Origin of the sequence: Flavobacterium sp. ASV13 (assembly GCF_000745775.1) — a bacterium.
Classification (GTDB): Bacteria; Bacteroidota; Bacteroidia; order Flavobacteriales; family Flavobacteriaceae; genus Flavobacterium.
On the sequence record NZ_JQJY01000005.1, the window covers coordinates 22,967 to 47,083 of the forward strand.

The window sequence follows — 24,117 nt, forward strand, 5'->3', positions numbered from 1 at the left end:
CAATATCTCGAATTTTCCCTGAATCTGATAAAAAAAGCGCAAAAAAATTTAACAATTGGAGCAAACTAAAGCAAAAAATGATTTGTCTCCCCGCAAAATAACCTTTACTTTTGCTTCAGTTTAAAATTTTACATATAAAATGAAGCCTAACACACAACAATTAAGCGATTTAACGATCCAAGTAAGAAGAGACATTCTTAGAATGGTACATGCTGTAAACTCTGGACACCCAGGTGGTTCATTAGGTTGTACTGAATTTTTGGTAACACTATATCAAAATATTATGGACCGCAAAGAAGGTTTTGATATGAACGGAATTGGAGAAGATTTATTTTTCCTTTCAAACGGACATATCTCTCCTGTATTTTATAGCGTTTTAGCACGCAGCGGTTATTTTCCAGTTTCAGAACTTGCTACTTTTAGATTATTAAATTCTCGTTTACAAGGACACCCAACAACTCACGAAGGTTTACCTGGAGTGCGTATTGCATCTGGTTCATTAGGACAAGGTTTATCTGTAGCTCTTGGAGCGGCGCAAGCAAAAAAATTAAACAACGACAAGCATATCGTTTATACTTTACACGGAGACGGAGAATTGCAAGAAGGTCAAAACTGGGAAGCTATCATGTATGCTTCTGCTAAAAAAGTAGACAACATTATTGCAACTATCGACTTAAACGGAAAACAAATTGACGGAACAACTGACGAAGTTTTGCCAATGGGAAGCATTCGCGCTAAATTCGAAGCTTTTGACTGGGATGTTTTAGAAATTAAAGAAGGAAACAGCATTGATGCAATTCTTGCTGGTTTGAATGACGCTAAATCAAGAACAGGAAAAGGAAAACCAGTTTGTATTTTATTACATACCGAAATGGGTAATGGAGTTGATTTTATGATGCATACTCATGCATGGCATGGTAAAGCACCAAACAATGACCAATTAGCAAACGCTTTGGCTCAAAACATTTCAACTTTAGCGGATTATTAAAAAGTGCTCAGTCTTAGTAGACAGTTTTCAGCTTAGAAACTTAGTCACTTAGAAGCTCAGCATCTCAAAAGAAATAAAATGAAAAAATACGAAAATACAGGAAGTAAAGATACTCGTTCTGGTTTTGGAGCGGGAATGACTGAATTAGGTCAAAAAAATGAAAACGTAGTAGCGTTATGCGCAGATTTAATTGGTTCATTGAAATTTGATGAATTCAAAAAAAATCACCCAGAGCGTTTTTTCCAAATCGGAATTGCAGAAGCTAACATGATTGGAATCGCTGCAGGTTTAACAATTGGAGGAAAAATTCCTTTTACAGGAACTTTCGCTAACTTCTCTACAGGGAGAGTTTACGACCAAATTCGTCAATCTGTTGCTTATTCAGATAAAAACGTAAAAATCTGTGCTTCTCACGCTGGTTTAACTTTAGGAGAAGACGGAGCAACTCACCAAATCTTAGAAGATATTGGTTTAATGAAAATGTTGCCAGGTATGACTGTAATCAATACTTGCGATTACAACCAAACCAAAGCTGCTACAATTGCATTAGCAGATCATCATGGTCCGGCTTATTTACGTTTTGGACGTCCAGTTGTAGCAAACTTCACACCTGCTGACGAACCATTCGTAATTGGAAAAGCAATTATGTTAAACGAAGGAACAGATGTTACTATTATTGCAACTGGCCACTTAGTTTGGGAAGCTCTTATTGCTGCCGAAGCTTTAGAAGCAAAAGGAATTTCTGCTGAAGTAATCAACATTCACACTATTAAACCTCTTGATGAAGAAGCTATTCTTAAATCAGTTGCAAAAACAAGATGTGTAGTTACTGCAGAAGAGCACAACTATCTTGGAGGTCTTGGAGAAAGCGTTTCAGGAGTATTAGCTTTACACAATCCAACTCCACAAGAATTTGTAGCAGTACAAGATAGTTTTGGAGAATCTGGAACACCTGAGCAATTAATGGAAAAATACAAATTAAACAATCAAGCGATTGTTGAAGCTGCAGAAAGAGTTATCAAAAGAAAATAATTTTTACTTTTCTTACTTTATAAAAAAACCTCGAAATTCACATTTCGAGGTTTTTTGTTTCTATTTCACATCTAATTTTTCCAAATTATGATGATTTATGATTTTTAGCAACATGAAGTCTTAATCTTAATAGGGAAGTACAAAGACAAGATGGTTATTGGTGAATCTGAAACTCCAGAGCAATTAATGGAAAAACACAAATTAAACAATCAAGCGATTGTTGAAGCTGTAGAAAGAGTTATCAAAAGAAAATAATTTTCACTTTTCTTACTTTATAAAAAAAACCTCGAAATCCAATTTCGAGGTTTTTTTTATTCTTTACAATTTTACTTTACACTATGGTGGTTTTTATCAACATGAATTCTTAATCGTCCTGGAGAAGTATAATCACCTCCAAATGCAGGAATACCATATGTTTCAGTCTCATCTACATTTGGCGTGCTAGGATTATCCGGAATTGGATCAAAAGGATAATATTTACTTATACCAGTCACTGGAGCATCAGCAGGTTTTGTAGTTTCAAAACGAGTAGTATAACCATCTCCATCATCATCAACATCTAAAAAGTCTGCAATTCCGTCTCCATCTGTATCGTCTTTCATCCACGCTGGCGGATTTGGATACCTTACCAAATCTCTTAAGTCATAAACATATCCATTGCCATCAAAACCATCAGCAGTAACAGCTTTATTAACATCTTCAAAATAATCAGGAATACCATCTGGATTTGCAGTTACAGTTGTACCATTTATTTGAATATCATGATCCATTCTTAACAAACCATATAATTTAAAACTAAATACCAAAGGAGAATATGCAGGAATCTTATCTTGCGCCGATGCATAATACGCTAATCCTGAAGGCAAAAACATTACACCAGCTCCAAAATTATCATAAGTAATTACACCATTTGAAGCAGTAGTTGATGTTCCAGTCCTAAACTGAGGAAAAATTTCTCCCCAGCCATCAATTACGGCACCTTGAGTATAAACAAACAAATCAAAACTTACTCCATATCCATATGAAGTATCAAAAAGAGTTCCGTCAAGCAAATTACCTGAATAGGAAGCGTAAATTTTATCCGTATTACATGGAGCTTCACCAGTTCCTTTTCTTAATTCTAAATAATAAACATCATAATTAACATCACGATTGTAAACTTTTCTAACTTTTAAGGGGTATGTTTTTTGATCCCAAATTGAAGTTTGCGTACCGCCAGCAGGAATTTTCTTTATTACAATATCATAATTTGCAGTAACGTTGTCAATATAATTAGTCTTTAAATATTTTATTATAGAGTCATTATCTGCTTTATATTGCACATTATAATCTCTTACCTCAACTACAGTTTCATCATCATCACTCTTATTACAAGAAACCATGGCAATACCAGCGAGCAATAAAATAAAATAATATTTAAATTTATTCATTATTGTTAATTTTTTAGGTGCGCAAGATACAATATTGATTTATTTTTGTAAAGAATTTAACTTGGATTTTAGAAAAATTATGAGAATAGATAAATACTTATGGTGCATGCGTTATTACAAGACCAGAAACATGGTTACAGAAGCCTGCAAAAAGAACCATATTACTGTAAATGGGCAGGTTGCCAAACCTTCGAAAGAAGTTTTCCCAACAGACAAAATTACCTTTAGAAAAGATCAAATTACACAAATAATTACTGTACTTGATATTCCGGAAAGCCGTGTGGGTGCGAAACTTGTTGATATATACCGCAAAAACGAAACTCCTCCTGAAGCTTATGCACATTTAGAGTTATTAAAACTCTCAAAAGAACATTACAGAAAAAGCGGAACAGGAAGACCAACCAAAAAAGACAGACGAGATATTGACGAATATGGAAATGAAATTTTTGATGAAGACGAAGAAAACGATATTTAAATTTTAATTCTGAAATCTCAATTTCCAAAAAACATAAAGAATTAATTTTCTAAAATTGGAATTTGGAATTTAAAAACTGCAATTCATAAATTTGTACATTAGCAAAAAATAAAATCATGAGCAAAAACATCATCTTAACGAATCAGGAAATCGAACACAAAATCAAACGTATTGCCTATCAAATTTACGAGACATTTGTTGACGAAGAAGAAATCGTTATTGCCGGAATCGCTTCTAACGGATCTGTTTTTGCCCAAAAAATCGCCACTGCCCTAAGCAATATCTCAACGCTGAAAGTTTCTACCTGCGAAGTTAAAGTCGACAAGCAAAATCCGCAATTACCAATCCATACTTCTTTAACTAAGGAAGAATACCAAAATAAAGGATTAGTATTAGTTGATGACGTATTAAACTCGGGTACAACATTAATATACGCTGTTCGTCATTTCTTAGACGTTCCGCTTAAGAAATTCAAAACAGCAGTACTTGTTGACAGAAATCACAAAAAATATCCTGTAAAAGCCGATTTTAAAGGAATTTCTTTGTCAACTTCTTTATTAGAACATGTTCAGGTTGTTTTTGATGAAAATGGCGATAATTACGCGTTTTTAAGCTAAGATTTCCAAAATACCCTCAACCGTTTCTTCGACTGATTTATTATCAACCGACACTTTATGCTGTGCATGGTTGTAATAAAAACTTCTGTCAAACAAATGTTTTGCAATAAACTCTTTCATTTCGTCCTCTTCCATATTAGCAATCAGCGGGCGTTTGCTTTTGTTTTGGGCTAATCTATTATATAAAGTATCAATTGATGCTTTTAAGTATATAGAAACGATATCATCATTTTGAAGCAGTAAATGATTATTAGCATAACATGGAGTTCCTCCACCAAGACCAATAATATAATTTTCTGAAGATTTTAATAATTCCAGAAACATTTCATGCTCTAATTTTCTAAAATAAATCTCTCCATGTTGTTCGAAAATCTCATTTATGGACAAATTTGCTCTTTTTTCAATGCAAGTATCTAAATCGAGAAACGGAATTTTTGTAATTTTTGACAAGTTTTGGGCAATTGTTGACTTTCCGCAACCCATATAACCTAACAACACTATTTTTTTCATATTAATAAAACCTTATAAACTAAGACATTGGCAACTTTTCGTAAAAAAAGACAAATTTATAATAAAAATGCTTGGAAACTTCGAAAATAACTCCTTATATTTGCACCCGCATTCAAGAAACGAATATGACTCGATAGCTCAGTCGGTAGAGCACATCACTTTTAATGATGGGGTCCTGGGTTCGAGCCCCAGTCGGCTAAAAAAATTTGTGATTAACAAAATAAGTTTCTTGAAAGCAATGACTCGATAGCTCAGTCGGTAGAGCACATCACTTTTAATGATGGGGTCCTGGGTTCGAGCCCCAGTCGGGTCACAAAGGTCGGGTAATTTATTTTACTCGACCTTTTTTCTTTTTAGGCCACGTGGAGAAACGGTAGACTTGCCATCTTGAGGGGGTGGTGCTCGTAAGGGCGTGTGGGTTCAAATCCCACCGTGGTCACTAAAAAACATTAAGCTTATTTTATTGTAAAATAGGCTTTTACAAATTATTACAAAAAAGCATTAAAAAAAGTCTTCAAAACCTAAATAAAGTACTTATATTTGCACCCTCATTAGAGAAAACAATGACTCGATAGCTCAGTCGGTAGAGCACATCACTTTTAATGATGGGGTCCTGGGTTCGAGCCCCAGTCGGGTCACAAAAACAAAAAAGCCTATTTCATTTCGAAATAGGCTTTTTTTTTATGCTTTTCAAACTCTTCTTATTATTTCAATCAATCTCCATATATTCGGATTTTCCCTTTTCATTTCCGTTTGTCAACCATTCCCAATCTAAACTCAATTTTATTTTACCGTTTTCCGTTAATGCAATCTGAGCTAACGCCCTGCCCGCTTTCAATTCATTATTTATTGTCAAACATTGATAAAGCATATTTAATTGATCTCCCTTTAATTCAGCTATAATTTTTCCGTATTTTATGGTTCCACCAAAATAATCAGCAGTTACGAGGTTATCCTCTTGTTTGTAATTAAAAATTGTTTCTGTATTTACTTGCCCATTTTCAGAATTTTGAATCAGTGCAAATCTTTTATTATTAAAATTAAATTTATTCATTAGGCTACTAAACTTTTATTTAAACAAATAACTCTACTCAATTAATAAGTTGACAATATTTTCTATTCTATTGGTCACATTTAACTCTTATGATCAAAACTCAAAACCTCTTTTAAAACCCACTCCTTATTAATTAAAAGATAGACATGAGTAAATTTTGCCTCGCTTGTAAAAACATCTGGTTTATTTGCTTCTCTTAAATAAAAATCATGAATTCCGGTCTGAACCACTCCGTAAAGCTTTCCTTCGCTATAAAGCGGATACACTTCTAAACTTTCCGGCTTTACTTTTCTGATTGGTTTTTGCGAACCTTTACCGCAAATATTCTTTTTTACATTTTCTAAAAAAGTCTTTTTATTCTGAATACCGCCCTGATCGTGATAAAAAACCAAATCGGGATGAATCGCTTTTTCTAAAAAGGCAATATCACATTGATTAAAACTCTTTTCAAAAAAAATACTATCATGTTTTTTCAAAGCCAAAAACAATTCGGAATCTTTTGCGACCTGCGAAAAAACGCCAACCGAAATATGGAATAAAAATAATGCGAGAATCTTTTTCATATCTAAATTTCTTAGTTGTTATTATTTATAAAACTTTCACTTCAATAATTTCTTTAAAAGTAAAACAAACCAATTAAAAACAATTTTTTGAAAGTTAAACTTTTCAATTCTCCAACAATTTCAAGGATTACTAACACATCGCCTCTGTCACTAACAACACATTTTCAGTTAATTACAAAAAATATTTATTAAAATATTTGCGTAGTCAAATAACTACACATATATTTGTAGCCAAATAACTTCATAATATGAATTTAAGACGAGATGTATTTCAGGCCATAGCCGATCCTACAAGAAGAGCTATATTACTTTTGGTGACTTCGCATTCGATGACCGCAGGTGCGATCGCTTCCAATTTTGATACCGCACGCCCAACTGTTTCCAAACATTTAAAAATTTTGACAGAATGCGATTTATTGCAACAAACCCAAAATGGCCGTGAAGTTCATTATACAATTAATGCTAAAAAAATGAAAGAAATAGCCGATTTCATAGAGCCGTTCAGACAAATGTGGGACGAAAGATTCAACAAACTTGAAGAAATCATGAAAAACTACAAACCGAAAAACTAACTGATATGGAATTAAAAACAAAAATAAATGCGCAAGACGACAAACAAGAACTTGTTATTACGCGTGACTTTGATTTGCCCGTCGAATTGCTTTTTAAAGCCTATATCGAACCTGAAATTGTAGCACAATGGATGGGAACCAAAGTTTTAAAGCTTGAAAGCAAAAAACATGGCAGCTATCAATTTGAAACCAGCGATGCAAAAGGAAACGTCGTTGTTCAGATGAATGGTGTTATTCATGAATTTATTCCAAATGAAAAAATAACCCGAACATTTGAAATGGAAAATTCGCCTTTTACTGTTCAATTAGAATTTTTGGAATTTGAAAAAGTAAGCGAATCCACAAGCAAACTCACCATGCAAATCGTTTATAAATCGACAGCTTTAAGAGATCAAATGCTTCAATTACCATTTAAACAAGGGCTGAACATGGCTCATAATCGATTAGAAGAAATTTGTAGTAAACTAAAATAAAACTATCATGACAAAAAGAAACAAAATTATTTACTGGGTTGCTACGCTTTGGCTAGCACTAGGAATGACAGCAACCGGAATCGTACAATTAATGCAGTCAAAAGACGAAACAGATCGAATGTCGCATTTGGGTTATCCAATTTATTTGTTAACTTTATTAGGCATTTGGAAATTATTGGGCGTAATAACAGTTCTGATTCCTAAATTTCCATTATTGAAAGAATGGGCTTATGCTGGTTTTTTCTTTGCAATGTCAGGCGCACTATTTTCGCATTTTGCAGCAAATGACAGCGCAAAAGATTTTTTTGGTCCAGCACTTTTAATTGTCTTAACAGTAATATCTTGGTATTTCAGACCAGCAGAACGAAAACTCATTAACGCTTAAACTTATAAAAATGAATCCGAAAGTTGATTTTTTCTTTGACAAAGCCACAAAATGGCAGGAAGAATTGGAACAAATGCGAACCATTGCTCTTGAATGTCAGCTTAATGAAGAATTAAAATGGGGAAACCCTTGTTATATGTACCAAGATAGCAATGTTGTTTTGATTCATGCTTTTAAAGATTATTGCGCTTTTTTATTTTTCAAAGGCGCTTTGCTAAAAGATACTAACGGAATTTTGATTCAACAATCTGAAAATGTTCAGGCAGCACGTCATATCCGATTTACAAGTTTGAAAGAAATTGTTGATTTGAAACCTATTCTAAAAACATATATTTATCAAGCTATTGAAATTGAAAAAGCAGGTTTGAAAGTAACTCTGAAAAAAACCTCAGACTTTCCTGTTTCAGAAGAATTTCAAAAGAAACAAGATGAAAATCCCGAATTAAAAAAAGCTTTTGAAGATTTGACTCCAGGGAGACAAAGAGCTTATTTGCTTCATTTTTCTCAACCAAAACAAGCCAAAACGCGAGAAGCAAGAGTTGAAAAACATACTCAGAACATTCTGGATGGAAAAGGTTTAAATGATTAATTTTCCATTGCAATAAAACCAAATCAAAATGACAGCAAACGATATTTTAATACAGCTAAAAGCTCTTGGAGACGAAAAAGTATTTGCTCAAAATAAAAAACGCGGCGCAAGTGAAAATCAATTTGGCGTTAAAATGGGCGATATTCGAACATTGGCAAAAAAAATCAAAATCAATCATGAATTAGGGCTCGAACTTTGGGACACTGAAAATGCTGATGCCCGATTTTTAGCTATTTTAATCATCGATCCCAAAAAGCTTTCAAATGAACAAATTGCCAAAATGGTTTCTTCTGAAAAATTCGTTCATATTGCCGATTGGTTTTATTCTTATATAATTAAAGATTATTCAGATAGAGAAACGTTGCGCCAAGCCTGGATGCATTCAACTGATGTGATGCACGGCCGCGCTGCATGGAGCCTTACCAGCGGATGCGTTGCCCGAAATCCTGATATTTTAGATTTGCCCGCTTTACTAGATCGAATTGAAAATGAAATGCCAAATGCAGCACCGGAAGTTCAATGGACGATTAACAGCACATTAGCACAAATTGGAATCAAATTTCCTGAATATAGAGCTCGTGCTTTAGCCATTGGAGAAAAACTAGGTATTTACAGAGATTATCCAACTTCAAAAGGCTGTACTTCTCCTTTTGCGCCAATTTGGATCAACGAAATGGTACGCCGACAAGAATAAAAATTAAAAAATATTCAAATGAAAAATAAAATTTCGCAAGAAGAACAAGAACAAATTATCAGTATTCTGAAAGTTCGTTTCGAAAAAAACTTAAGTCGTCATGCCGATATTGATTGGACAAAAGTAGAAACTAAACTTATTGCTAATCCCGAAAAACTTTGGTCGCTTCTTCAAATGGAAAAAACGGAAGGTGAACCAGATGTAGTAGCTTATGATAAAAGTACCAACGAATATATTTTTTTTGATTGCGTAGCCGAAAGTCCAAAAGCACGAAGAAGTCTTTGCTACGACAGAAAAGCATTGGATTCAAGAAAAGAACACAAACCAAAAAACAGCGCTGTTGACATGACGGCAGAAATGGGAATTGAGCTTTTGACCGAAGAACAATACCGCCAATTACAAGAACTTGGAAACTTTGACACCAAAACTTCAAGCTGGATTGCAACGCCAGAAGATGTTAGAAAATTAGGCGGTGCTGTATTTTGTGATTTCCGTTACGGAAGAGTATTTCTTTATCATAATGGTGCCGAATCTTATTATGCGGCACGAGGATTTCGAGGTTGCTTAAAAATATAATTTATATCACAATTATTTTACAAAAGTAGTTCTCTTACAAAACAAATCTTTCTTAAATTCGTTTGGAAATAATTAATCACTAATCCCAAATTAGTTTATGAAAAACCTACTACTAGTATCTTTTATTATGATTACCTGCGCGACATGGGCGCAATCTGCAACGGCTTATTTTGACAAAGCCATGAAAAAAGCCGAAGCCGGAAACACAAAAGGCGCAATTGCCGATTACACAAAAGCCATCAGCATGAATTCTAAATTTGTTGAAGCTTACCAAAACCGAGGCGTAGCCAAACTAAAACTTAATGATTTAAAAGGCGCTTTGGCCGATTTTAGCAAAACAATCGACTTAGATAGCATGAATGCCGATGCTTTTACAGGAAGAGCAAACGTAAATTATAAATTGTTGAATTATCAGGACGCTATTAACGATTGTACTTCATCACTTGGCTTAAATCCAAAAGATTATATTGCTTACAATTTAAGAGGTCTTGCTTATAATAAACTTGGGGACAAAAAGAATGCCTGTAAAGATTTTTCAAAAGCTGTTGAATTAGGTAGTCAGAGTGCCATCAAAAATAGAGCAACGTTTTGTAAATAAATAAAAATCAAATAATAAAAAGCCATTTGTAAAGTCCAAAATACAAATGGCTTTTATTTTACAAACACTTTGATATTCCACAAAAGATATTTATAAATTTGCTCTTCAATTAAATTTCTATGGCGCTTCTTAAAAAAATAAACAACTACGCTCAAACCGATAAAAATTCCGGATTTGGAACCAATGCAGAAAGCTACGGCGGAAGATTTGTGAATAAAAACGGAACTGCAAATGTTGAAAAAAGAGGCATGCATTTATTGCGACGCATCAGCTGGTACCATACCATGATTGATATGCCAAATTGGAAATTTATGCTCATCTTATTTAGTTTTTACATTGTCATCAATTTTATTTTTGCCGTCATCTATTATGCTATCGGGATTGAGCATCTTAATGGAATCGAACAATCTCAAAGTATTTTGACGCAATTTGGCCAAGCTTATTTTTTTAGTGCACAAACTTTCACCACGGTTGGTTATGGACATATTAGTCCGACAGGATTTTTAACGAGCGCTTTATCTGCCGCCGAAGCTTTAATTGGATTATTAAGCTTTGCAATTGCAACAGGATTGTTTTTTGGAAGATTCAGCAAACCTACCGCCTTTTTAAAATTTTCCCATAATGCTTTAATTTCGCCTTATGGAGAAAACAAAGGTTTAATGATTCGGTTAGTACCTTTTAAAAACACTAATTTTACTGATGCCACTGCAAAAATAACTTTAGGATTGAGTCTTGAAGAAAATGGCGAACGAGTAAATAAATTCTACAATTTGGAACTGGAATTGGACCGAATCAATGCGCTTACATTAAGCTGGACATTGGTGCATCCAATTACAGAAAACAGTCCTTTATATAATTTTACCGAAGAAGATTTCAAAAAAACACATGGTGAAATTTTAGTCTTTATTACCACTTTTGATGACATGTTTAGCAACACGGTTGCTGCCCGAACTTCGTATACTTTTGACGAAATTATATACGGCGCAAAATTTGTAACTATGTACAACAGAAGTAAAAACGCATCCAAAACAATTCTTCATCTGGACAAATTAAATCAGTATGAGACTACAAACTTTCAATAATCTAGCATTTTGATAAAGTTTTAGAGGTTTTTTCAGATTTTATTTTATTTTTGTTTATTCAACAATTAAAAATGGTAAACAATATAAAAACAGTTTTCAGCATAAAAGACCTTGAAAACTTATCTGGAATTAAAGCGCATACAATTCGTATTTGGGAAAAAAGATATAATATTCTTGAACCAATGCGAACTGATACTAATATCAGACTATATAATTTACAAAACTTACAAAAGCTTTTAAATATTACTTTACTGCACGAGTACGGTTATAAAATATCTAAAATTGCGACTTATCCTGAAGAGAAAATTCCACAATTAGTTCGCGAAATTATCTCAAAGAAAAATTCGCAAAACTATGCCATTACCTCATTTAAAATGGCAATGATGAATTTTGACCAGGAATTGTTCTTTAATACTTTTGATTGGCTTATTTCAGAAAAAAGCTTTAAAGAAGTTTTCAAAGAGCATTTTCTTCCATTGTTGAAAGAATTAGGATTGTTATGGCAATCTGAAACTATTACACCTGCAAATGAGCATTTCATGAGTCATTTGATCAAGCAAAAGATTTTAATTTATACCGAAAGTCTTCAAATATTAAAACCTACCAAAACAGATCGAATCTTTGTTCTTTCATTGCCTTTAAATGAAATTCATCAAATTGGTCTTTTGTATTTACAATACGAGATTTTATCAAAAGGATACAAAACCATTTATTTGGGTGAAAGTATGCCAATTGAAAATCTTCAGGATTTAACGCGTCATTTTGAAAATATCACTTTCGTTTCGTTTATGACTGTACAACCTGATCGCGCTGTTATCAATCAATATGTGAAATCAATGGGACAAAAACTGCTGTTGAAAAACAACGAAATCTGGCTTATGGGTAATATGGTTGAACATATTGATCAATCAGCTTTGCACGAACGCATTCGTATTTTTGATTCGATGGAAGAAACAATAGAAGAAATTCAATAGTTTTGTTTAAAGTTTTTGTATATTTGTTAAACAAATGACAAAAACTATCATCATAATAGGATCTGGCTTTTCTTCATTAGCCGCTTCATGTTACTTGGCACAGCAAGGAAACAAGGTCATTATTTATGAAAAAAATCCAACAATTGGTGGTCGTGCCCGACAATTCAAAAAAGACGGTTTTACCTTTGATATGGGGCCAAGTTGGTACTGGATGCCAGATGTTTTTGAACGTTTTTTTCAGGATTTCAATAAACAAACTTCTGATTATTATGAGTTAATAAAACTAAATCCAGCTTATCGGGTTTATTTTGGAACAAATGATTTTATCAGTATTTGTGATAATTTGGAAGAAATCAAATCCACTTTTGAAACTATCGAAAAAGGAAGCGCAACTAAACTTCAAGACTTTATCGATCAGGCAAAAAGCAATTACGATATTGCCATTAAAGATTTGGTTTATCGTCCCGGAGTTTCGCCTTTAGAATTAATTACTCCAAAAACCGCATTAAAACTAAATCAGTTTTTAAGCAATGTCAGTCAGGATATCCGTAAGAAATTCAAAAATGAAAAATTAATTCAGATTTTAGAATTTCCAGTTTTATTTCTCGGAGCAAAACCAGACAAAACGCCTTCTTTTTATAATTTCATGAATTACGCCGATTTTGGACTAGGAACATGGCATCCAAAAACGGGAATGTTTGATGTGATTTGTGCCATCGAAAAACTAGCTCTTGAACTTGGCGTAACAATCAAAACCAATTCACCAATTGAAAAAATTCTTGTTGAAAATAAAACCGCAACCGGAGTTAAAATCAACGGAGAAATCATAAAAGCAGATTTAATTTTAAGTGGCGCCGATTATCAGCATACCGAAACTTTATTAGAAAAAAACCATCGTGCATATTCTGATAAATATTGGGAAAGCCGTGTTTTCGCACCATCTTCTCTCCTGTTTTTCATTGGCTTTAATAAAAAAATAGAAAACGTTTCGCATCATGCTTTGTTCTTCGATGTCGATTTCAATCAACATGCAAAAGACATTTATGATAATCCAAAATGGCCCGAAGCTCCATTATTTTATGCCAATTTCCCTTCTAAAACCGATTTAACAGCTGCACCAAACGGAATGGAATCAGGATTTTTCTTAATTCCGCTTGCACCAGGAATCGAAGATAATGAAGCACTTCGGGAAGAATATTTCGAAAAGATAATCACTCGTTTCGAGAAGCTTACGAAACAAGAAATAAAAAATAACATTATATTTAAGAAGTCATTCTGTAAAAATGATTTTGTAACAGATTACAACGCTTACAAAGGAAACGCTTACGGAATGGCAAATACTTTATTGCAAACCGCCTTTTTAAGACCAAAACTAAAAAGCAAAAAAGTACGTAACTTATATTTTACAGGACAATTAACTGTTCCTGGTCCAGGGGTTCCGCCTGCTTTAATTTCGGGAAAATTGGTTGCTGAGTTAATTCAAAAATCTTTTAGATCTTAAAAAATGAAATCATTATTCGACGCCGTTTCTTTCAAATGCAGTAAACTGATTACGCAAAATTACAGTTCCTCTTTTTCATTGGCTGTAAAAATGCTTTCGCCAAGTATTCGCGATGCCATTTACAGCATTTATGGTTTTGTTCGTTTTGCCGATGAAATTGTAGATTCATTTCACGATTATGAAAAAGAATATCTTATTGATGATTTCGAAAAAGAATATTACAAAGCAATGCAATTGGGCATCAGCTTAAATCCTATTTTGAATTCATTTCAGCATACCGTAAAAGAATATAATATTACCGATGATTTAGTTCAGGCTTTTTTGCGAAGCATGAAACTCGATCTTATAAAATCAACTTACAACACACAAACCGAAATTACAGATTACATTTACGGTTCTGCAGATGTTGTAGGTTTAATGTGCCTGAAGGTTTTTGTTGCTGGAAAAGAGCACAAATACGAACAATTAAAAGATGAAGCCATGCGTTTGGGTTCAGCTTTTCAGAAAGTCAATTTTCTGAGAGATTTAAGAGATGACAATCTTATTTTAAACCGAACTTATTTTCCGGGAATCAACCTCAACAATTTCAACGAAGCTTCAAAAGCACAAATTATTAAAGAAATTGAAGAAGATTTCCGTATCGCCTATCAAGGAATTGTAAAATTACCAATTGAAGCCAAATTTGGCGTTTATACGGCTTATGTTTATTATAAAAAATTACTCAAAAAACTAAAAAACACACCGTCGCATGAAATTGGTAATTCCAGAATTCGGGTTTCAAATTATACAAAAGCGGGGCTTTTAGCGCAGTCTTTTGTGACATATAAATTGAAATTAGTTTGATTATGCGCATAGTTTTGTCATTCCGAGGAACGAGGAATCTCCACGAGAAGCTCGACAAAGATTGGATTCTCGTTGCGGAGTTACTTGCGGAGATTCCTCGTTCCTCGGAATGACAAAAATGAGAGAATCAACATTAAAACAAAAAATCTTTAGAGTTAACATTTTACAACCTAAAGTCAAACTCAAACAAAATAAAATCATAATTTTAATAACAACATTTATAAAATGATTTCTTTTTTAATCTTTATAGGCGTTTTTCTGTTCATGGAATGTATTACCTGGCTTACGCACAAATACGTAATGCACGGTTTTATGTGGTATTTTCACGAAGATCATCATCAGCCAAAATACGAACATACTTTCGAGCGCAACGATATTTTCTTTGTCATTTTTGCGACTCCAAGTATTATTCTGTTTTATTTTGGTGTTCAGGGTGGTTTTAATTATTTGTTTTTCGTGGCCTGCGGAATCACACTTTATGGCGTTTGTTATTTTTTGATTCACGATGTTTTGATTCATCAGCGTTTTAAATGGTTTAAAAACACTAAAAACAAATACCTCATCGGACTCCGAAAAGCGCATAAAATACACCACAAACACCTTAATAAAGAAAAAGGAGAATGTTTCGGAATGTTGTTTGTACCGTTTAAATATTATAGAATGTAAAATATTTTGGGCGTTACCTAACGGCCGGGTTTTCCGTTCCCGCTTTTTTATGTCTGGCTAAAGAAGCCAGCCACAAAAAGAGCTCCACTGCAACCCCTAACGCTCACGTTTTTTAAGAACAATTGATTCAACGAGAAAATGAAATTATACAAAATAGAAACCGTTCAGTATGTAAATTCAAGTGTTGAAGATTGCTGGGATTTTTTCTCCAGTCCCAAAAATCTTAAAACCATAACGCTTGACAATATGAGTTTTGAAATTCAGGATTTTGATAATAAAAGAATGTATCACGGACAACTCATTACTTACACCTTAAAACCGCTTTTCGGAATTAAAATTTCTTGGGTTACTGAAATTACGGCCTGCAAGGAAAATGAATATTTCATCGATATTCAGCGTTTTGGTCCGTATAAATTATGGCATCACAAACATTTTTTTGAACGCACAAAAGACGGCCGAACAAAAATGACAGATATTGTTCATTACGCTCTTCCACTCGGAATTTTAGGCCGGTTCATGAATACTTTGATTGTCAGAAACAAATTAAAAACGATCTTCGATTTCCGTCACAACAAAATCGAAGAATTATTTAATACCCAAAAAGAGCCACAAATTATCCAAATTAACGGCAAGCAAAAAATATTAAACACGTAGAAATATTCGTCAAGCGAAAATTATACAAATGACAAAACAAAAAGTTTCTTTTTTCTGGTTCAGACGCGATTTACGTTTAGAAGACAATACCGGATTATTTCATGCTTTACAATCGGATTTTCCTGTAATTCCGCTATTTATTTTTGACGAAGATATTTTGGATAATCTTCCGAAAAATGACGCCAGAGTAACTTTTATTTACGATTCACTTCAAAAAATAAATTCACAGCTAAGCGAATTCAATTCTTCAATTCTAATCAAAAAAGGAAAAACAACAGAAGTCTGGAAATCACTTATTACAGAATTTGACATCCAAAACGTTTTTTTCAATAAAGATTACGAACCGTTTGCAATCAAACGTGATAATACAATTTGTTCTCTTTTAAAAGAAAATAAAATCGAGTATTTCTCTTTTAAAGATCACGTAATTTTCGAAGAAAAAGAAATCACAAAAGCTGATGGAAATCCGTATACGGTTTACACGCCTTATAAAAACAAATGGCTCGAAAAATATCATTTTTTAGGATCAGCTCCAGAATATGATTCTACTCCATTTCAATCTAATTTTTTCAAAAATCAGTTTTCATTTCCAAAATTATCAGAAATTGGTTTTGAAAGAAGTGCTATAAAAGTACAACCTCATAATTTAACTCAGATTTCAAATTATAAAGAAACACGGGATTTTCCTGCTCTAGACAGCACCTCCTATCTTTCACCGCATTTGCGTTTTGGAACCGTGAGCATTCGAAAATTAGTGAATTGGGCCAACCGAAAAAATCAGACTTTTTTAAGTGAATTAATCTGGAGAGAGTTCTTTATTCAAATACTATTTAGTTTCCCAAATTGCGTCAATCATAATTTCAAATCGGCTTACGACGGAATCCAATGGCGCAATAACGAAGAAGATTTTAAACGTTGGTGTTCTGGAACCACAGGTTATCCAATGGTCGATGCTGGAATGCGTCAGCTAAACGAAACAGGTTATATGCACAATCGTGTTCGAATGGTTGTGGCGAGTTTTTTATGCAAACATTTATTGATTAACTGGCAATGGGGCGAAGCGTATTTCGCAGAAAAACTATTGGATTTTGAATTGGCTTCAAACGTAGGAAACTGGCAATGGGCGGCTGGAACAGGTTGCGACGCCGCACCTTATTTCAGAGTTTTTAATCCCGAAATCCAGCAAAAGAAATTTGACGAAAAAGGCGAATATATAAGAAAATGGATTCCTGAATTTGATTTTGGTTATAATGAACCAATGATTGATCACGCTTTCGCGAGAGATCGTGCGATTGCGACTTATAAAGCTGGAATTTTGAAATAGATTGTTTTTGTTTCAGGTTTCAAGTTTCAGGTTGGGTAACGTGAAACCTGAAACTTGAAACAAAACAAACAATATTTTAATATTTCAAATAATTCTCAACGACGATTTTAGCCTTCAAATCAAACATTAAATTGTAAAGTCCGAAGAAAGTGCGGTTCATGTAAATAAAGTGTTTAGAACCACGATTTCCATTCATTTTTTTCAAATTAGTGTCTTCTGAAAAACGTTTTCCTAATTGTGCGATTGCATTAAAGAAAGTTTCATCGGCAAAATCAAAAGTTTCGTTTTGAAAAGGTTTCGTGAAAAGCGATAATAAATCATGGAACATCTCAGTGAAATATTCTACTTCTGCAGGCGTATCATCTTCACGAAGAATCTCTAATTCGTATAACTTATCATTAAAAAGTTTCTCGTCTGTAATTACATTTTTATTGATTAACTCAAAGTACGGCGTATAAAACTCTTCCGGAATTTGTTTCATACAACCAAAATCCAATGCAATTAATTGATTTTGATCATCAACCAAAAAATTTCCCGGATGCGGATCGGCGTGTACTTTTCGCAAAACGTGAATTTGGTACATATAAAAATCCCAAAGTGCCTGCCCTATTTTATCGCCAACTTCCTGATCTGTATTTTTAGCCGTAAATTCAGAAAGGTGAATTCCCGTCATCCAATCCATTGTAATGATTTTCTCTGATGAAAATTCAGGATAATAATTTGGGAAAGAAATATTCTCGATTTTATTACAAGCATCAACTACTTCCTGACTTTGTTTTAACTCTAACAAATAGTTAGTTTCTTCAATCAATTTGTCTTCGACTTCCTTGAAATATTTATCCGAATCCTTTCCCTGAAGATTAAACATTCTGATGGCAATTGGTTTAACTAAAGCCAAATCAGAAGAAATACTGTTTGCAACTCCAGGATATTGAATTTTAACCGCCAGTTTTTTATCATTTTTCTTAGCCAAATGTACTTGACCAATACTCGCCGCATTTACAGAATTTGGATTGAATTCGTCAAAAATCTCATAAGGCGTTTTTCCGAAATTGCTTTTGAAGGTTTTTAAAACCAAAGGCGCAGAAAGCGGCGGAACAGAAAACTGCGAAAGCGAAAATTTCTCAACGTAAGCCTGAGGTAAAAAGTTTTTATCCATGCTTAACATTTGAGCGACTTTCAGCGCGCTTCCTTTTAAACTTTTTAATCCGTCATAAATATCCTCGGCATTATTTTCATTTAATTTATCACGGGTCAAATCTGGATTAACTATTTTTTCTGCGTAATGTTTTACGTAATTTACTCCAATTTTGGCGCCGGTCTGAACCAGTTTTCCAGCTCTTTCTATTTTCGAAGTTGGTATATAATCGATTGTTTTCATTGTTTGCTGTATATTTTTTCTTTAAACAGAAATTTTCCAAGATCAATCAAATGATTCATTGGCGCTACATTCATCAATTCGAAGGAAGCATTCACAGATTTTTCGATGAAAATATCGGTTTTTTCAAAAGCGGCAGATTCATCATCCATCCAAAATTTAATCGTCAGCATCAACTGCAGCCAAGCCGATTCCTGAATGGCGCTTTCCTGAAATTTCTGAAGTTTTTCCTGTTCTAATCTGTAATCATCTGTTAGAATTTCTGAAACGTATTCTTTGAAACTGTTTCGGAGCGACGTCAGCTGAACTAAATTTTTAAGCGGATTTCTGTCGATTTTAAGCGATTGAAGCACATAACTTCTGTTGGCTGTCAAAATTTCGAAGAAAGTGTAATAAAAACTCAGCATTTTATTTTTCATATCATATTGCTGATATTCTTCGTTTTTGTGAAGTAAGTTAACTGTGTTTTCAAAAAATAGTCGGAATATTTCTTTTTCTAAACCTTCTAATGTTCCAAAAAAAGCATAAAACTCAGCTTCGGTAAAATCATTTTCTTTCGCAAAATGAAAAACGGATTTTGGTTTTTGGCCTTTTTCTAAAACTTCATTCATGTATATTGAAACGATATCATCTTTGGTAATTACCTTTTTTTTAGTCGCCATTTTATTAAAATTTAGAATTTGCCATAAAGGTAAACATTGTTTAAGTACCTTTACTTATCCTTAAACAAGAACCACTGTTAAATATATTATAAACTATTATGGCTCAAAATGTTTTACTAACCGGCGGAACAGGATTTGTTGGTAAACATCTGACCGATGTTCTTATCGACAATGGCTTTTCCGTGTCTGTTTTGACCCGATCTGAACAAAAAAATACGCCATCTATTACGTATTACAAATGGGATCTCAAAAGAAATTTTATTGAGAAAGAAGCCGTTCTGAATGCTGATTATATTATACATCTTGCCGGTGAAGGAATTGTTGAAAAAAGATGGACTAAAAGGCGTAAAAAAGCAATTTTAGAAAGCCGAACAAAACCTATCGAACTTATTTTTTCAATTTTAGAAGAAAACAATAAAAAAGTAAACGCATTTGTTTCTGCATCTGCAGTTGGAATTTATGGGGCAATTACAAGTCACAAAATTTGTAATGAAGAAACGCGGCCTGCAAATGACTTTCTCGGAAAAACGTGCCAGATTTGGGAAAATACTGCCGACAAAATAAATACACTCGGAATTAGAACGGTAAAAATCAGGACTGGAATTGTTTTTGGGAAAGATGAAGGTTTCCTAAAAAAAGTTGTTCCGAGTTTTAAATCGGGTTTTGGTGCAGTTTTAGGCACAGGAAAACAATATTTGCCCTGGATTCATATTGATGATTTAGTTCAAATCTACCTAAAAGCAATTACCGATGAAAATATAGATGGCGCATATAACGCCTGTGTTACTGATAACACGACAAATTCAGGGTTTTCAAAAACATTAGCGACTGTTTTAGGTTATGCCATCTGGCTTCCTAAAATACCTGCTTTCTTCTTAAAAATTGCGCTTGGAGAAATGAGTGAAGCGGTTTTAAAAGGACAACGTGTTGCATCACAAAAAATCCAGAAAACAGGATTTGAATTCCAGTTTACAGATTTAGAGCGAACGCTTCGAAGTTGTTTGCAATAACATACGACTCAGATTCTACAAATTCTTGAGGTCAATATGCTGCTACCCATTTATTTTAAAAACCAAAAGAATTTGTAAAAATCTTCGTCAATTTTTATTTCATGATTCCCGTTAAATCGGTCTGGACAGTTTTTGAAATTTTGTTGGCTACAACATACGGAATTTCGATATTAAAATCTTCTACTGAAATAGGGAAAGTCGATACAATCTGAATTCCTTCAGGAACTCTTTTCATCAGCGCTTTTACCGCAATCATTTTCGATTTCCCATGCAGATATAATTTTCCTTTAATATCATATTCTTTTTCAGTTTCATCGATATTTTTTAGGTCAAATTTTTCAATTTTGCCTTTAAAAACAGCTTTTGGATACCGATGGCTTTCAATATAATTATCGTTAAAATGTTCCTGCATTAAATCCATTTTAAAACGAAAATCTTTGATAATAACAGTACAGATAAGCGTACTTGTTTCAGGTTCAAGAACAAGAGTTCCGAGCTTATTTACCGCTTTCACTTCTTCAAAAAAAGGAACAGAAGCTTCAAAATTTACAACCGCGGAATTGGTTCTAAATTTATCCTGAGCAAGCAAAGAAAATGCGGTAAAAAGTAAAATTAATAAAGTAGTTCTTTTCATAATCGTCATCATTAAACAATTATGTCATTCGATTTTTTTATTTTAAGAAGAGAAAATCAGAACTTAAGATAATGGCTTAAAAAAATTGAATGGCAGTACTCCGTGAGATATTCTATAACCTAAATAATTATACTTAAAGTTACGAAATTTCTCTTTACAAAGTTCTAGAGCTACTGCTAAAAATTTGTGAATATTTTGGGGGTGAAATGATTATTGTGAAACGCAAAATGTGAAGTCCCTACGGGACAAAAAAGGATTGTGTTCTATTATATTTCTACCAATATATAATCTCTACGAGATATTCCGTTAGGAATTAAATATTGGTAGAAAAAAACATATTAACACCGCTATTTGTCCCGTAGGGACTTTACCTCAATTTTATTACTGAACAGGCGTGCAAATCTCAATCAAAAATCCTTCGGGATCACGCACATAAGCTACAACCTGCCCCCAAGATTTTTTCGTGGGCTCAGTAACTAAAACGGCTCCAAAAGAAGTTGCTTTTTCCACCAATTCACCAACATCTTCAGTTATAAATCCTATTTCAATTGCAAAAGGTTTATTTTCTAAATTGCTTTGAATAAAGCCATCTTTCAGATTTTGGTTTGCTAAATTTTTTGATGCAAATGAAAGCGTGATTTCTCCTGTAATTAATTCGCCATAATCATTGTCCGGACTAATAAATCTTCTTGAAAATCCAAAGGCATTTTCATAAAATTCAATTGCTTTTTCTACTTCTTCAACATATAATATTGTATATCCAAACTTTACCATTGTGTTATAATTCTAATGTTATAACCTAAAGATAGACAATCTAACTGATTTCTAAGAGAACATTATATTTATCCAAGCTCGCTAAATCTTCAATAGAACTCACATTAGCAACTTTTTCATGCTCTTCAACTTCTTTTTTGATTTCAATATGCTTGATGGCTTTTCTAAAACGACGTACTTCTTCCAGACTTGATAAAATAAGTCCCGGAACCTGAACGCTTTTACCTTCTTTATCTTTGGCAACCATTGTAAAATATGACGAATTACAATGTTTTATTACTCCGGTCTGAATGTTTTCGGCTTCCACACGAATTCCAACAACCATTGAACTTCTTCCTACATAATTTACAGAAGCTTTCATAGTTACCAATTCGCCAACTTCAATTGGTTTTAAAAAGTTTACTGTATCGACCGACGCAGTTACACAATAATTTCCACTAAATTTTGATGCCGATGCAAAAGCAATCTGATCCAGTAATTGTAAAATATATCCTCCATGAATTTTACCGCTAAAGTTGGTATGCGATGGCAGCATTAATTCTGAAATACTAATTTTTGATGATGAAACGAGTTTGAAATCTGAAGTCATGTTTTTGTTTTTTTTGTATTTTATATTATTCTGGATGTAGTTAAATCGTAATCTAATTTAAAAATTGATTTTCGTCTTCATTTGAGGCTCTTGCAATAATATTTTCAGGAAGCGACTTCTTTGCCTTTGCTCCCATTTTTTTAAGTCTTTCAACGCTTGAAATCAAATTTCCTTTTCCGTCAACTAATTTATTCATAGCGCTTTCGTATTCGGTTTTGGTGTCTTTGATTTTGTTTCCAATTCGGACTAAATCGCTCACAAAACCTTCAAATTTATCATAAAGTGCTCCGGCTTGTCTCGCAATTTCAAAAGCATTTTCCTGTTGTTTCTGATTCGTCCACATGCTGTCAATTGTACGCAAAGTCGCCAATAAAGTAGTCGGAGTCACAATTACAATATTTTTATCGAAAGCTCTATTATATAAGGTAGCATCTTCGTTTAAAGCAATTGCAAAAGCGGGTTCTATCGGAATAAAAAGCAAGACAAAATCCGGACTTTCCATTTGATACAAATCGTGATAGTTTTTGTTTCCGAGTTGCTCAACATGTCTTTTTATAGAACTCACATGTTCTTTCAGAAAATCGATTTTCAATAATTCTGATTCTTCGTTAATCCATTTTTCGTAAGCAACCAACGAAACTTTAGAATCGACAATCATTTTCTTTCCATCGGGCAAATTGATTACAACATCTGGCAGAACTCGACTTCCTTCTGTATTGGTAAAACTTTGCTGCACTTCATATTCGCGTCCTTTTTCTAAACCAGATTTTTCTAAAACACGCTCCAGCACTAGTTCGCCCCAATTTCCCTGCATTTTAGTATCGCCTTTCAGAGCTTTGGTCAAATTCAGGGTTTCCTTGCTCATTTGCGCATTCATTTCACTTAAACCAATAATTTGCTGGCGCAAAGCAGCATGATAATCGATACTTTCTTTATGCGTTTGTTCGACTTTTTTCTCAAATCCCTGAATTTTATCCTGAAGTGGCAACAGAATGCTTTTCATGTTTTCACTGTTCTGTTCTGTAAATTTAGCCGACTTTTCTTCGAGAATTTTATTCGCCAGGTTTTCAAATTCTTTGGTGAATTTTTCCTGAAGCTCTGTTATTTCAACTTTCTGCTCTTTATGGCGTTCCCATAAATTTTCAAAATCGACTTCTTTTTTTGAAAGCTGAATTGCGAGACTGTCTTTTTCTGTTCTTATATTTTCTTTTTCAGCATTGATTAATTGAATCTGTTTCTGAAAATTATTTCTTTCCGTTTCAAGCTGCTCTTTTTGCAGCTGCTGCTGATTTAAATTGGCATTTAATTTTTCTTCTAAACTCACTTTTTCAGTTTGAGATTTAGCCGACATTAAAAGTTTTCCCAAGTAAATACCTAAAAATAGCGCGACAATAAAAGCCAATAAAACGGGAAGAAAGTTCAACATATCTAAGTTTTTTTTAAGTAAAAGTACGCAATAATACGTAGTAG

Annotated in this window: 29 protein-coding genes and 4 tRNA genes; 23 read left to right on the plus strand and 10 right to left on the minus strand. The window is 33.5% G+C overall.

Features of this window, described 5'->3' with window-relative positions:
* Positions 1-139: 139 nt before the first annotated feature.
* Positions 140-988, plus strand: coding sequence for a transketolase (locus GQ47_RS13850; protein WP_035649589.1), 849 nt, complete (start codon positions 140-142; stop codon positions 986-988).
* A 78-nt stretch (positions 989-1,066) separates the two neighbouring features.
* Positions 1,067-2,020 (plus strand): transketolase family protein, encoded by a 954-nt coding sequence (locus GQ47_RS13855; protein ID WP_035649591.1) that lies wholly within the window; start codon positions 1,067-1,069, stop codon positions 2,018-2,020.
* Positions 2,021-2,346: 326 nt separating this feature from the next.
* On the opposite strand, the gene GQ47_RS13860 is transcribed toward GQ47_RS13855, so the two are convergent.
* Positions 2,347-3,450, minus strand: a complete 1,104-nt coding sequence (locus GQ47_RS13860) for an FKBP-type peptidyl-prolyl cis-trans isomerase (protein WP_035649593.1) — start codon at positions 3,448-3,450, stop codon at positions 2,347-2,349.
* Between the two features lie 79 nt (positions 3,451-3,529).
* Between GQ47_RS13860 and GQ47_RS13865 the strand changes: the two genes are divergently transcribed.
* Positions 3,530-3,925, plus strand: a complete 396-nt coding sequence (locus tag GQ47_RS13865; RefSeq protein ID WP_035649595.1) for an RNA-binding S4 domain-containing protein — start codon at positions 3,530-3,532, stop codon at positions 3,923-3,925.
* Positions 3,926-4,041: 116 nt separating this feature from the next.
* A complete protein-coding gene (locus GQ47_RS13870; RefSeq protein ID WP_035649597.1) occupies positions 4,042-4,542 on the plus strand; it encodes a phosphoribosyltransferase family protein in 501 nt (166 codons plus the stop codon).
* Here the strand turns inward: GQ47_RS13870 and GQ47_RS13875 are convergent.
* Positions 4,534-5,052, minus strand: coding sequence for a shikimate kinase (locus GQ47_RS13875; protein ID WP_035649598.1), 519 nt, complete (start codon positions 5,050-5,052; stop codon positions 4,534-4,536). The two genes, GQ47_RS13870 and GQ47_RS13875, sit on opposite strands and share 9 nt — an antisense overlap.
* A 127-nt stretch (positions 5,053-5,179) precedes the next feature.
* Here GQ47_RS13875 and GQ47_RS13880 point away from each other — a divergent pair.
* The 4 genes from GQ47_RS13880 (at position 5,180) to GQ47_RS13895 (ending at position 5,690) form a co-directional block, all read left to right on the plus strand.
* Positions 5,180-5,251: transfer RNA gene (locus GQ47_RS13880), tRNA-Lys, on the plus strand.
* 41 nt (positions 5,252-5,292) lie between these two features.
* Positions 5,293-5,365 (plus strand) — tRNA-Lys (locus tag GQ47_RS13885).
* A gap of 43 nt (positions 5,366-5,408) precedes the next feature.
* Positions 5,409-5,491, plus strand: a tRNA-Leu gene (locus GQ47_RS13890).
* A gap of 126 nt (positions 5,492-5,617) precedes the next feature.
* A tRNA-Lys gene (locus GQ47_RS13895) sits at positions 5,618-5,690 on the plus strand.
* Between the two features lie 71 nt (positions 5,691-5,761).
* Here the strand turns inward: GQ47_RS13895 and GQ47_RS13900 are convergent.
* Both GQ47_RS13900 and GQ47_RS13905 read right to left on the minus strand, forming a co-directional pair.
* On the minus strand, positions 5,762-6,106 hold the full coding sequence (locus GQ47_RS13900; protein ID WP_035649600.1) for a hypothetical protein: 345 nt from the start codon (positions 6,104-6,106) through the stop codon (positions 5,762-5,764).
* Between the two features lie 80 nt (positions 6,107-6,186).
* On the minus strand, positions 6,187-6,669 hold the full coding sequence (locus GQ47_RS13905; protein ID WP_035649602.1) for a nuclear transport factor 2 family protein: 483 nt from the start codon (positions 6,667-6,669) through the stop codon (positions 6,187-6,189).
* Between the two features lie 248 nt (positions 6,670-6,917).
* Here GQ47_RS13905 and GQ47_RS13910 point away from each other — a divergent pair, with 248 nt between their 5' ends.
* The 14 genes from GQ47_RS13910 (at position 6,918) to GQ47_RS13975 (ending at position 17,600) form a co-directional block, all read left to right on the plus strand.
* A complete protein-coding gene (locus GQ47_RS13910) occupies positions 6,918-7,241 on the plus strand; it encodes an ArsR/SmtB family transcription factor (RefSeq protein ID WP_035649603.1) in 324 nt (107 codons plus the stop codon).
* A gap of 5 nt (positions 7,242-7,246) precedes the next feature.
* Positions 7,247-7,714: an SRPBCC domain-containing protein gene (locus tag GQ47_RS13915; RefSeq protein ID WP_035649604.1), complete on the plus strand. Its 468-nt coding sequence runs from the start codon at positions 7,247-7,249 to the stop codon at positions 7,712-7,714.
* Positions 7,715-7,721: 7 nt separating this feature from the next.
* Positions 7,722-8,099, plus strand: coding sequence for a DoxX family protein (locus tag GQ47_RS13920; RefSeq protein ID WP_035649605.1), 378 nt, complete (start codon positions 7,722-7,724; stop codon positions 8,097-8,099).
* Positions 8,100-8,109: 10 nt separating this feature from the next.
* The gene (locus GQ47_RS13925) at positions 8,110-8,688 is read left to right on the plus strand and encodes a YdeI/OmpD-associated family protein (RefSeq protein WP_035649606.1); all 579 of its coding nucleotides are present in this window, start codon (positions 8,110-8,112) and stop codon (positions 8,686-8,688) included.
* A 28-nt stretch (positions 8,689-8,716) separates the two neighbouring features.
* A complete protein-coding gene (locus GQ47_RS13930; RefSeq protein ID WP_035649607.1) occupies positions 8,717-9,382 on the plus strand; it encodes a DNA alkylation repair protein in 666 nt (221 codons plus the stop codon).
* Positions 9,383-9,400: 18 nt separating this feature from the next.
* Positions 9,401-9,958: a DUF4256 domain-containing protein gene (locus GQ47_RS13935; protein ID WP_035649608.1), complete on the plus strand. Its 558-nt coding sequence runs from the start codon at positions 9,401-9,403 to the stop codon at positions 9,956-9,958.
* 97 nt (positions 9,959-10,055) lie between these two features.
* Positions 10,056-10,556 (plus strand): tetratricopeptide repeat protein, encoded by a 501-nt coding sequence (locus tag GQ47_RS13940; protein WP_238567989.1) that lies wholly within the window; start codon positions 10,056-10,058, stop codon positions 10,554-10,556.
* 119 nt (positions 10,557-10,675) lie between these two features.
* Positions 10,676-11,638: an ion channel gene (locus tag GQ47_RS13945; RefSeq protein WP_035649611.1), complete on the plus strand. Its 963-nt coding sequence runs from the start codon at positions 10,676-10,678 to the stop codon at positions 11,636-11,638.
* 71 nt (positions 11,639-11,709) lie between these two features.
* Positions 11,710-12,612, plus strand: a complete 903-nt coding sequence (locus GQ47_RS13950) for a MerR family transcriptional regulator (protein ID WP_035649612.1) — start codon at positions 11,710-11,712, stop codon at positions 12,610-12,612.
* A gap of 34 nt (positions 12,613-12,646) precedes the next feature.
* A complete protein-coding gene (locus GQ47_RS13955) occupies positions 12,647-14,113 on the plus strand; it encodes a phytoene desaturase family protein (protein WP_035649614.1) in 1,467 nt (488 codons plus the stop codon).
* A gap of 3 nt (positions 14,114-14,116) precedes the next feature.
* Positions 14,117-14,956 carry a phytoene/squalene synthase family protein gene (locus tag GQ47_RS13960; RefSeq protein ID WP_035649615.1) on the plus strand — a complete coding sequence of 280 codons (840 nt, stop codon included), beginning with the start codon at positions 14,117-14,119 and terminating at the stop codon, positions 14,954-14,956.
* A gap of 225 nt (positions 14,957-15,181) precedes the next feature.
* On the plus strand, positions 15,182-15,622 hold the full coding sequence (locus GQ47_RS13965; protein WP_035649617.1) for a sterol desaturase family protein: 441 nt from the start codon (positions 15,182-15,184) through the stop codon (positions 15,620-15,622).
* Between the two features lie 138 nt (positions 15,623-15,760).
* On the plus strand, positions 15,761-16,276 hold the full coding sequence (locus GQ47_RS13970; RefSeq protein WP_035649618.1) for an SRPBCC family protein: 516 nt from the start codon (positions 15,761-15,763) through the stop codon (positions 16,274-16,276).
* Positions 16,277-16,304: 28 nt separating this feature from the next.
* Positions 16,305-17,600, plus strand: coding sequence for a cryptochrome/photolyase family protein (locus GQ47_RS13975; protein WP_035649621.1), 1,296 nt, complete (start codon positions 16,305-16,307; stop codon positions 17,598-17,600).
* 76 nt (positions 17,601-17,676) lie between these two features.
* On the opposite strand, the gene GQ47_RS13980 is transcribed toward GQ47_RS13975, so the two are convergent.
* Both GQ47_RS13980 and GQ47_RS13985 read right to left on the minus strand, forming a co-directional pair.
* Complete coding sequence (locus tag GQ47_RS13980) at positions 17,677-18,981, minus strand: ABC1 kinase family protein (protein WP_035649623.1); 1,305 nt, start codon at positions 18,979-18,981, stop codon at positions 17,677-17,679.
* The gene (locus GQ47_RS13985) at positions 18,978-19,640 is read right to left on the minus strand and encodes a TetR family transcriptional regulator C-terminal domain-containing protein (protein ID WP_035649625.1); all 663 of its coding nucleotides are present in this window, start codon (positions 19,638-19,640) and stop codon (positions 18,978-18,980) included. Before GQ47_RS13985 ends, GQ47_RS13980 begins: the two co-directional genes overlap by 4 nt.
* 98 nt (positions 19,641-19,738) lie before the next feature.
* Between GQ47_RS13985 and GQ47_RS13990 the strand changes: the two genes are divergently transcribed.
* Positions 19,739-20,650, plus strand: a complete 912-nt coding sequence (locus tag GQ47_RS13990; RefSeq protein ID WP_035649627.1) for a TIGR01777 family oxidoreductase — start codon at positions 19,739-19,741, stop codon at positions 20,648-20,650.
* 94 nt (positions 20,651-20,744) lie between these two features.
* On the opposite strand, the gene GQ47_RS13995 is transcribed toward GQ47_RS13990, so the two are convergent.
* The 4 genes from GQ47_RS13995 to GQ47_RS14010 all read right to left on the minus strand — a co-directional run bounded on the left by GQ47_RS13995 (position 20,745) and on the right by GQ47_RS14010 (position 24,073).
* Positions 20,745-21,284, minus strand: a complete 540-nt coding sequence (locus tag GQ47_RS13995; RefSeq protein ID WP_035650633.1) for a YceI family protein — start codon at positions 21,282-21,284, stop codon at positions 20,745-20,747.
* Between the two features lie 381 nt (positions 21,285-21,665).
* The gene (locus GQ47_RS14000) at positions 21,666-22,058 is read right to left on the minus strand and encodes a VOC family protein (protein WP_035649631.1); all 393 of its coding nucleotides are present in this window, start codon (positions 22,056-22,058) and stop codon (positions 21,666-21,668) included.
* Positions 22,059-22,098: 40 nt separating this feature from the next.
* Positions 22,099-22,647 (minus strand): acyl-CoA thioesterase, encoded by a 549-nt coding sequence (locus tag GQ47_RS14005; protein WP_035649634.1) that lies wholly within the window; start codon positions 22,645-22,647, stop codon positions 22,099-22,101.
* Positions 22,648-22,699: 52 nt separating this feature from the next.
* Complete coding sequence (locus GQ47_RS14010) at positions 22,700-24,073, minus strand: DNA recombination protein RmuC (RefSeq protein ID WP_035649636.1); 1,374 nt, start codon at positions 24,071-24,073, stop codon at positions 22,700-22,702.
* Between the last annotated feature and the right edge of the window lie 44 nt (positions 24,074-24,117).

What these genes read in the sequence shown, in the direction of transcription:
- GQ47_RS13965 (WP_035649617.1), top strand. Translation starts at nt 15,182, where the DNA reads ATGATTTCTTTTTTAATCTTTATAGGCGTTTTTCTGTTCATGGAATGT.
- GQ47_RS14005 (WP_035649634.1), bottom strand. Translation starts at nt 22,647, where the DNA reads ATGACTTCAGATTTCAAACTCGTTTCATCATCAAAAATTAGTATTTCA.
- GQ47_RS13855 (WP_035649591.1), top strand. Translation starts at nt 1,067, where the DNA reads ATGAAAAAATACGAAAATACAGGAAGTAAAGATACTCGTTCTGGTTTT.
- GQ47_RS13995 (WP_035650633.1), bottom strand. Translation starts at nt 21,284, where the DNA reads ATGAAAAGAACTACTTTATTAATTTTACTTTTTACCGCATTTTCTTTG.
- GQ47_RS13955 (WP_035649614.1), top strand. Translation starts at nt 12,647, where the DNA reads ATGACAAAAACTATCATCATAATAGGATCTGGCTTTTCTTCATTAGCC.
- GQ47_RS13975 (WP_035649621.1), top strand. Translation starts at nt 16,305, where the DNA reads ATGACAAAACAAAAAGTTTCTTTTTTCTGGTTCAGACGCGATTTACGT.
- GQ47_RS13950 (WP_035649612.1), top strand. Translation starts at nt 11,710, where the DNA reads ATGGTAAACAATATAAAAACAGTTTTCAGCATAAAAGACCTTGAAAAC.
- GQ47_RS13980 (WP_035649623.1), bottom strand. Translation starts at nt 18,981, where the DNA reads ATGAAAACAATCGATTATATACCAACTTCGAAAATAGAAAGAGCTGGA.
- GQ47_RS13920 (WP_035649605.1), top strand. Translation starts at nt 7,722, where the DNA reads ATGACAAAAAGAAACAAAATTATTTACTGGGTTGCTACGCTTTGGCTA.
- GQ47_RS13960 (WP_035649615.1), top strand. Translation starts at nt 14,117, where the DNA reads ATGAAATCATTATTCGACGCCGTTTCTTTCAAATGCAGTAAACTGATT.
- GQ47_RS14000 (WP_035649631.1), bottom strand. Translation starts at nt 22,058, where the DNA reads ATGGTAAAGTTTGGATATACAATATTATATGTTGAAGAAGTAGAAAAA.
- GQ47_RS13925 (WP_035649606.1), top strand. Translation starts at nt 8,110, where the DNA reads ATGAATCCGAAAGTTGATTTTTTCTTTGACAAAGCCACAAAATGGCAG.
- GQ47_RS14010 (WP_035649636.1), bottom strand. Translation starts at nt 24,073, where the DNA reads ATGTTGAACTTTCTTCCCGTTTTATTGGCTTTTATTGTCGCGCTATTT.
- GQ47_RS13910 (WP_035649603.1), top strand. Translation starts at nt 6,918, where the DNA reads ATGAATTTAAGACGAGATGTATTTCAGGCCATAGCCGATCCTACAAGA.
- GQ47_RS13870 (WP_035649597.1), top strand. Translation starts at nt 4,042, where the DNA reads ATGAGCAAAAACATCATCTTAACGAATCAGGAAATCGAACACAAAATC.
- GQ47_RS13990 (WP_035649627.1), top strand. Translation starts at nt 19,739, where the DNA reads ATGGCTCAAAATGTTTTACTAACCGGCGGAACAGGATTTGTTGGTAAA.
- GQ47_RS13985 (WP_035649625.1), bottom strand. Translation starts at nt 19,640, where the DNA reads ATGGCGACTAAAAAAAAGGTAATTACCAAAGATGATATCGTTTCAATA.
- GQ47_RS13915 (WP_035649604.1), top strand. Translation starts at nt 7,247, where the DNA reads ATGGAATTAAAAACAAAAATAAATGCGCAAGACGACAAACAAGAACTT.
- GQ47_RS13900 (WP_035649600.1), bottom strand. Translation starts at nt 6,106, where the DNA reads ATGAATAAATTTAATTTTAATAATAAAAGATTTGCACTGATTCAAAAT.
- GQ47_RS13970 (WP_035649618.1), top strand. Translation starts at nt 15,761, where the DNA reads ATGAAATTATACAAAATAGAAACCGTTCAGTATGTAAATTCAAGTGTT.
- GQ47_RS13930 (WP_035649607.1), top strand. Translation starts at nt 8,717, where the DNA reads ATGACAGCAAACGATATTTTAATACAGCTAAAAGCTCTTGGAGACGAA.
- GQ47_RS13945 (WP_035649611.1), top strand. Translation starts at nt 10,676, where the DNA reads ATGGCGCTTCTTAAAAAAATAAACAACTACGCTCAAACCGATAAAAAT.
- GQ47_RS13865 (WP_035649595.1), top strand. Translation starts at nt 3,530, where the DNA reads ATGAGAATAGATAAATACTTATGGTGCATGCGTTATTACAAGACCAGA.
- GQ47_RS13905 (WP_035649602.1), bottom strand. Translation starts at nt 6,669, where the DNA reads ATGAAAAAGATTCTCGCATTATTTTTATTCCATATTTCGGTTGGCGTT.
- GQ47_RS13850 (WP_035649589.1), top strand. Translation starts at nt 140, where the DNA reads ATGAAGCCTAACACACAACAATTAAGCGATTTAACGATCCAAGTAAGA.
- GQ47_RS13860 (WP_035649593.1), bottom strand. Translation starts at nt 3,450, where the DNA reads ATGAATAAATTTAAATATTATTTTATTTTATTGCTCGCTGGTATTGCC.
- GQ47_RS13935 (WP_035649608.1), top strand. Translation starts at nt 9,401, where the DNA reads ATGAAAAATAAAATTTCGCAAGAAGAACAAGAACAAATTATCAGTATT.
- GQ47_RS13940 (WP_238567989.1), top strand. Translation starts at nt 10,056, where the DNA reads ATGAAAAACCTACTACTAGTATCTTTTATTATGATTACCTGCGCGACA.
- GQ47_RS13875 (WP_035649598.1), bottom strand. Translation starts at nt 5,052, where the DNA reads ATGAAAAAAATAGTGTTGTTAGGTTATATGGGTTGCGGAAAGTCAACA.